Annotated in this window: 6 protein-coding genes; all 6 read right to left on the bottom strand. The window is 70.2% G+C overall.

Features of this window, described 5'->3' with window-relative positions:
• Window positions 1-646: 646 nt before the first annotated feature.
• The 6 genes from tyrS to E1288_RS40295 are packed head-to-tail and all read right to left on the bottom strand — an operon-like array spanning window position 647 to window position 6,701.
• Window positions 647-1,921 (bottom strand): tyrosine--tRNA ligase, encoded by a 1,275-nt coding sequence (gene tyrS, locus E1288_RS40320; protein WP_132493941.1) that lies wholly within the window; start codon window positions 1,919-1,921, stop codon window positions 647-649.
• A 33-nt stretch (window positions 1,922-1,954) separates the two neighbouring features.
• Window positions 1,955-2,578, bottom strand: a complete 624-nt coding sequence (locus E1288_RS40315; RefSeq protein ID WP_132493940.1) for a DNA-3-methyladenine glycosylase — start codon at window positions 2,576-2,578, stop codon at window positions 1,955-1,957.
• A 34-nt stretch (window positions 2,579-2,612) separates the two neighbouring features.
• Complete coding sequence (gene argH / locus E1288_RS40310; protein WP_132493939.1) at window positions 2,613-4,034, bottom strand: argininosuccinate lyase; 1,422 nt, start codon at window positions 4,032-4,034, stop codon at window positions 2,613-2,615.
• The gene (locus E1288_RS40305) at window positions 4,031-4,588 is read right to left on the bottom strand and encodes an arginine repressor (RefSeq protein ID WP_132493938.1); all 558 of its coding nucleotides are present in this window, start codon (window positions 4,586-4,588) and stop codon (window positions 4,031-4,033) included. The genes argH and E1288_RS40305 overlap by 4 nt, the downstream gene beginning before the upstream one ends.
• Complete coding sequence (gene argF, locus E1288_RS40300) at window positions 4,585-5,511, bottom strand: ornithine carbamoyltransferase (protein WP_132493937.1); 927 nt, start codon at window positions 5,509-5,511, stop codon at window positions 4,585-4,587. Before argF ends, E1288_RS40305 begins: the two co-directional genes overlap by 4 nt.
• Window positions 5,511-6,701 carry an acetylornithine transaminase gene (locus E1288_RS40295; RefSeq protein ID WP_132493936.1) on the bottom strand — a complete coding sequence of 397 codons (1,191 nt, stop codon included), beginning with the start codon at window positions 6,699-6,701 and terminating at the stop codon, window positions 5,511-5,513. The genes argF and E1288_RS40295 overlap by 1 nt, the downstream gene beginning before the upstream one ends.
• Window positions 6,702-6,752: the final 51 nt, after the last annotated feature.

The following is a 6,752-nucleotide window of genomic DNA, read 5'->3' as shown; positions in this document are numbered from 1 at the left end:
TGTTAAGCACGCCGCCAGCGTTCGTCCTGAGCCAGGATCAAACTCTCCAACAATGCTGTTGAACAATCCCAGCAGACACTCAAACCCCACAGGGCGAGCGTCATACTCAAAGAAACCACCAACCACCAAAATGGTCGGGGGCATAAAAGAACACTAACCAAAACAGTCCGCTGTTGAGTTCTCAAAGAACACACCCACACCATCGCTTCGATCCCTTATCAGGACCGCAGCTCCGGGGAGCATTTTCTTTCTCGCTTTTGCTGTCGACCAGAGTAGCAGACCCTTTTTTCGGCTTTCCCGGGGGGTCGCCCCCACCGGATCGCCGTATTTCGGCTCGCTATTCCGCCCGGCCGCAGCCAAGCACTTTTTCATCAAAGATCTGGTCGGAAACCGCAACCTCGTCGCACGGACAACCAAGTCCGGCTGCTGAATTTCGATTTCCTGATCGAGGTGCCCACTCTACCACCCGGAGGTAGGAGCTTGGTTCGCGACCCCGTGTCAGTGCCCGGTCCGTTTTTCATCGGCCCGTTCCGCGCTGACCTGAAACAATTTACGCGTCGTTCAGCGCCGAGTCAAATCGACTCGAATCAGCACCGGCGGAGCCCGAACATGCAGCTCAGAGCCCCTTTCCGGTGCTGATTCCAGGCTAGTGCACGACCCGAACGCCCGCAGTGTGACGCTTGCCACGGCGAATCACGAGCCAACGGCCGTGCAGCAGGTCGTCCTTGCTCGGCGACCACTCCTCATCGGCGATCTTGCCGTTGTTGACGTACGCGCCGCCCTCCTTGATGGTGCGCCGCGCCGCGCCCTTCCCGGTGGCGAGACCGGTTTCGACGAGCAGGTCCACGATCGTCGGGGCGTCGGCGAGCCGGGCTTCCGCCGTCGGCACCGCCGCCATCGCCGCGTCCAGGGTCGCCTCGTCGAGCTCGGCGATCTCGCCCTTGCCGAACAGCGCCTGGCTGGCCGCGACGACCTTGCGGGTCTGGTCCGCGCCGTGCACCAGCGTGGTCAGCTCCTCGGCGAGCTTGCGCTGGCCGGCCCGCAGCTGGGGCCGCTCCACCGTGCTCCGCTCCAGCTCGTCGATCTCCTCGCGGGCGAGGAAGGTGAACAGCCGCAGGTACTTCGCGACGTCGGCGTCGGCCGCGTTGACGAAGTACTGGTACCAGGCGTACGGCGTGGTCATCGTCGGATCCAGCCAGACGTTGCCGCCGCCGGTGGACTTGCCGAACTTGCGGCCCTCCGAGTCGGTGACCAGCGGCAGGGTCAGCGCGTGCGCGGCGGCCGACTCCTGCTTCCGGACCAGGTCGACGCCCGCGATGATGTTGCCCCACTGGTCCGAGCCGCCGAGCTGGAGCATGGTGCCGTACTTCCGGTACAGCTGCACGAAGTCGTTGGCCTGCAACAACATGTAGCTGAACTCGGTGTAGGACATGCCGTCGGTTTCCAGCCGCCGCTTGACGGTCTCCCGCGCCAGCATCGTGTTCACCGAGAAGTGCTTCCCGATGTCCCGCAGGAACGCCGTGACCGGCAGGTCCGCGGTCCAGTGCGCGTTGTTCTCCATGATCGCGCCGGTCGGCGAGTCGTCGAAGTCGACGAACGCGGACAGCTGGGCGCGGATCTTGTCGGTCCACTCCAGCACGGTGTTCACGTCGTGCAGGTTGCGCTCGCCGACGTCGCGCGGGTCGCCGATCAGGCCCGTGGCGCCGCCGGCCAGGACCACCGGCCGGTGCCCGGCCTGCTGGAAGCGGCGCAGCGTCAGGATCGGGATCAGGTGCCCGGCGTGGAGGCTGGGACCGGTCGGGTCGAAGCCGGCATAAAGGGTGAGCGGCCCCTGGTCGAGTTCCCGTCGCAGCGAGTCGAGGTCGGTGGATTGCGCGATCAGGCCGCGCCAGGTCAGCTCGTCAAGGATGTTCTCACTCACGCGTCCAAGTCTCGCTCATGCGAGCAACCTGGTTTACGTCCGGGCCTGGATGCGGCGGCGGCCGCCGCGCCGGTACGAGCTGACCGCCGACGAGCCGTCCACCCAGGTCCGCCAGGGCAGGTCCATCGCCGCGGCGACGCCGACCCGGGGTCCGCTGCGGATGTCGTCCTCGCCGACCGGGCTGCCGTTGTACAGCCGGATGGGTGACTCCGGGTCGGTGAGGTCGACGCCGTTGTGCTCGCGGGTGATGCCGAGGACCCCGGCCAGCCGGGCGGGCCCGCTGGCGAGCTGGGTGTCCTTGCGGACCGCCGGGCGGCGGGAGCGGGCGAGCTCGGCGCCCGTGGTGATCTCCCCGGCGCGCAGCAGCACCGCGCCGGGGACACCGTCGGTCAGGCACACGACGTTGATGCAGAAGTGCATCCCGTACACGAAGTACACGTACAGGTGACCGGCCGGACCGAACATCACTGCGTTGCGCTCGGTCCGCCCGCGGTAGCAGTGCGACGCGGGGTCGTCCATGCCGCGGTAGGCCTCCACCTCGACCAGGCGTACGCCGACCTGGCCCTGCGGCCCGGTCGACCACAGCTCGCAGCCGAGCAGGCGGCGGGCCACCCACAGTGGATCGAGGGCAAGTTCGTCGCGCGTCACCTGACTCACATGCAAGACACTACCGGTCGTGCCCAAACCGTGATCACTTAGACAGCCACTCGCGATGTTGCCGCACGTTGTCGGCGACGCGTTCGCGCTGCTCGGCCACCCGGTTCGGGGCGGTGCCGCCGTGCCCGTCACGGGAGGCGATGGAACCCTCGACGGTCAGCACCTCGCGCACCTGCGGGGTGAGCGCGGGGTTGGCCGCGGCGAGCTCCTCGTCGGTCAGGTCCTCCAGCCCGACGCCGCGGGCCTCGGCGGTGCGCACGCACTCCCCCGACGCCTCGTGCGCGACCCGGAACGGGACGCCCTGGCGCACCAGCCACTCCGCGATGTCGGTGGCGAGGGTGAAGCCGGCGGGCGCCAGCTCGGCGAGCCGCCCGGTGTGGAAGGTCAGGGTGCCGAGCATGCCCGCCATCGCGGGCAGCAGCAGCTCCAGCTGCTCGACGGAGTCGAAGACCGGCTCCTTGTCCTCCTGCAGGTCCCGGTTGTAGGCCAGCGGCTGCGCCTTCAGCGTGGCCAGGAGGCCGCCGAGGTTGCCGATGAGCCGCCCGGACTTGCCGCGGGCCAGCTCGGCGACGTCCGGGTTCTTCTTCTGCGGCATGATCGAGCTGCCGGTCGCCCAGGCGTCGTCGAGCGTCACGTAGCCGAACTCGGCGGTGTTCCAGATGATCACCTCTTCGGCGATGCGCGAGAGGTTCACGCCGAGCATCGCGAGGCAGAACGCCGCCTCGGCGGCGAAGTCGCGCGAGGCGGTGCCGTCGATGGAGTTGTCGACGGCGCCGGCGAAGCCGAGCTCGGCGGCGACGGCCTGCGGGTCGAGCCCGAGCGAGGAGCCCGCCAGGGCGCCCGAGCCGTACGGCGAGTACGCGGTGCGGGCGTCCCAGTCGCGGAAGCGCTGGACGTCGCGCAGCAGCGCCTGGCAGTGCGCGAGGAGGTGGTGCGCCAGCAGCACCGGCTGCGCATGCTGCAGGTGGGTGCGGCCGGGCAGCACCGCGTCGGGGTGCTCAGCTGCCTGGGCGACGAGGGCGTCGACGATGTCGAGGACGCCCGCGACGACGCGGCGGTTGGCGTCGCGCAGCCACATCCGGAACAGCGTGGCGACCTGGTCGTTGCGGGAGCGCCCGGCGCGCAGCTTGCCGCCGAGTTCCGGCCCGACGCGTTCCAGCAGCCCGCGTTCGAGAGCGGTGTGCACGTCCTCGTCGTCGATCACCGGCGTGAAGGCGCCCGCCTCGACGTCGGCGGCCAGGACGTCCAGGCCCGCGAGCATCCGCTCGAGTTCGTCGGCGGTGAGCAGCCCGGCGCGGTGCAGCACGCGGGCGTGGGCGCGTGATCCGGCGATGTCGTAGGGCGCCAGTCGCCAGTCGAAGTGGGTCGACAGGCTCAGCGCGGCCATCGCTTCGGCCGGGCCGGAGGCGAACCGGCCGCCCCAGAGCTTGGTCGGCTCGCTGCCTTGCTGCGTCACGGTGTTCCCCCGGTCTGATGTGGGTCGTCGTCATCCATTGTGGACCGCGGCGTTTCGGCGTCCGCTTCGGATTGCCCTTCGCCCGCGGCCATGTCGGTGAACCGGGCGGCCAGCTGGTGCCCGGTGAGCGGCTCGCGGGCGACGATCATCACGGTGTCGTCGCCCGCGATGGAGCCCACCACCTCCGGCAGCGCCGCTCGGTCTATGGCGCTGGCCAGGAACTGCGCCGCGCCGGGCGGGGTGCGCAGGACGGTCAGGTTGCCCGCGCCGTCGGCGCCGACAAGCAGCTCGCCGAGCAGCCGGCTCAGCCGCGACGTGCCGCCCTGCACGCCGCGGACCGGGCTGCCGTCCTCGGGGATGACGTAGACCGCCGCCCCGCCGTCGGCACCCCGCAGCTTGACCGCGCCGAGTTCGTCGAGGTCCCGCGACAGCGTCGCCTGGGTGACCTCGATGCCGTCGCCCGCGAGCAGCTTGGCCAGCTCGGTCTGGCTGCGGATGCCCATCGACGCGACCAGTTCGATGATGCGGGCCTGCCGCGCGACGCGGGTCGTCATGGCTGTCGCACCAGCCACGCCAGCAGCGCCTTCTGCGCGTGCAGGCGGTTCTCGGCTTCGTCGAACACCGCGCTGGCCGGGCCGTCGATCACCTCGTCGGTGATCTCCATGCCGCGGTGCGCGGGCAGGCAGTGCAGCACGCTGGTGTCGGTCTTGCCGGTGGCGGCCAGCAGTTCGGCGTTGACCTGGAACGGCCGGAACGGGCTGACCCGGTCCTTGCCGTCGTTCTCCTGGCCCATCGACGTCCAGGAGTCGGTGACCAGCACGTCCGCGCCCTCGACCGCGCCGTTCGGGGTGTTGAACAGCTCGACGGAGCCGCCGGTCTCGGCGGCGCGCTTCCAGGCCGCGTCCAGCACCCAGTCCAGCGGCCGGAAGCCCGCCGGCGCGCCGATGCGGACGTGCATGCCCGCGGTGACGCCGCCGACCATCAGCGAGTGCGCCATGTTGTTGGCGCCGTCACCGAGGTAGGTCAGGGTGAGGCCGGCGAGCTTGCCGTGCCGTTCCCGGACGGTCTGCAGGTCGGCGAGCACCTGGCAGGGGTGGAACTCGTCGGTGAGCGCGTTGATCACCGGCACCCGGGACACCGAGGCCATCGCGTCGATGCGGGCCTGCGCGAAGGTCCGCCACACCACGGCGTGGACGTAGCGGGACAGCACCCGGGAGGTGTCCTCGATGGTCTCCTCGCGACCGAGCTGCATCATCCGCCCGTCCACGACGATCGGCTGGCCGCCGAGCTGGGCGATGCCGACCTCGAAGGACAGCCGGGTGCGGGTGGAGTTCTTCTCGAAGAGCACCGCGATCGACTTGGGCCCGGCCAGCGCGTCGGAGCCGTGCGGGTCGGCCTTGAACTGATCGGCGAGGTCGAGGACCTCGGCCTGCTCGGCGGGCGTGAGATCGTCGTCGCGGAGGAAGTGCCGGGGCATCAGTGGTTCTCCTTGGCAGCGTCGAGCAGCGCGGGCAGGGCGGTGAGCAGCCGCCGCACCTGGTCGGGCCGCACGATCAGCGGTGGGGCCAGCCGGATCGCGTCGGGCTGGATGGGGTTGATCAGGAATCCGGCGTCCTGCGCGGCGGCGGCGATCTTGGCCGACACCGGTGCGGTGAGGCCGACGCCGATGAGCAGGCCCGCGCCGCGCACCTCGCCGATCAGCGGGTGGTCGAGCTGCTGCAGGCCGGTGACCAGTTCCTTGCCGACCTGTTCGACGTGTTCGAGCAGGTCGTCGGCGGCGATGGTGTCCAGCACCGCCTGCGCGGCGGCGCAGACCACCGGGTTGCCGCCGAAGGTGGTGCCGTGCTGGCCGGGGTGCAGCAGGTCGCCGGCGGCGCCGATGCCGATGCAGGCGCCGATCGGCAGGCCGCCGCCGAGGCCCTTGGCCAGGGTGATGACGTCGGGCACGACACCGGTGTGCTGGAAGGCGAACCACGAGCCGGTGCGGCCGATGCCGGTCTGCACCTCGTCGAACACCAGCAGCGCGCCGTTGCGGGTGGCGATCTCCCGGGCCGCCTGGAGGTATCCCTCGGGCGGCACGATCACGCCGTTCTCGCCCTGGATCGGCTCCAGGAACACCGCCGCGGTGTTGTCGTCCACTTCGGACTCCAGTGCGGCCATGTCGCCGTAGGGCACGTGCACCACGCCGGGCGGCAGCGGTTCGAAGGGCTTTTGCTTGGCGGGCTGGCCGGTGAGCGCGAGGGCGCCCATGGTGCGGCCGTGGAAGCCGCCGTGCGCGGCGACGAGCTTGGCGCGGCCGGTCAGCCGCGCGATCTTGAACGCGGCCTCGTTCGCCTCGGCGCCGGAGTTGCAGAACAGCACCCGGCCCTGGCCGGTCGCGCCGGCGAGGTCCAGCAGCCGTTCGGCGAGCTTGAGGCCCTGCTCGTGCACGTAGAGGTTGGAGACGTGGCCGAGCTTGCCGATCTGCTCGGAGACGGCCTGCACCACGGCGGGGTGCGCATGGCCGAGCGCGTTGACCGCGATGCCGCTGAGAAAGTCCACGTAGGTCTTGCCGTCGGCGTCGGTCACCTCGGCGCCCGAACCGCTGACGAGGGTCAGCTTCGGGGTGCCGTAGTTGTCCATCATGGACGCTTGCCAGCGCTGCGCTCCCGCGGCGTTGGTGGTCATCAGTTCTCGCCTTCCTCGGTGTTTTGCGGGACACCCGCACCCGGTCGGACC

It is taken from the genome of Saccharopolyspora elongata (genome assembly GCF_004348985.1).
In the GTDB taxonomy this organism is placed as follows: Bacteria; Actinomycetota; Actinomycetes; order Mycobacteriales; family Pseudonocardiaceae; genus Saccharopolyspora; species Saccharopolyspora elongata.
This window is presented reverse-complemented; position numbering and strand designations above follow the sequence as displayed.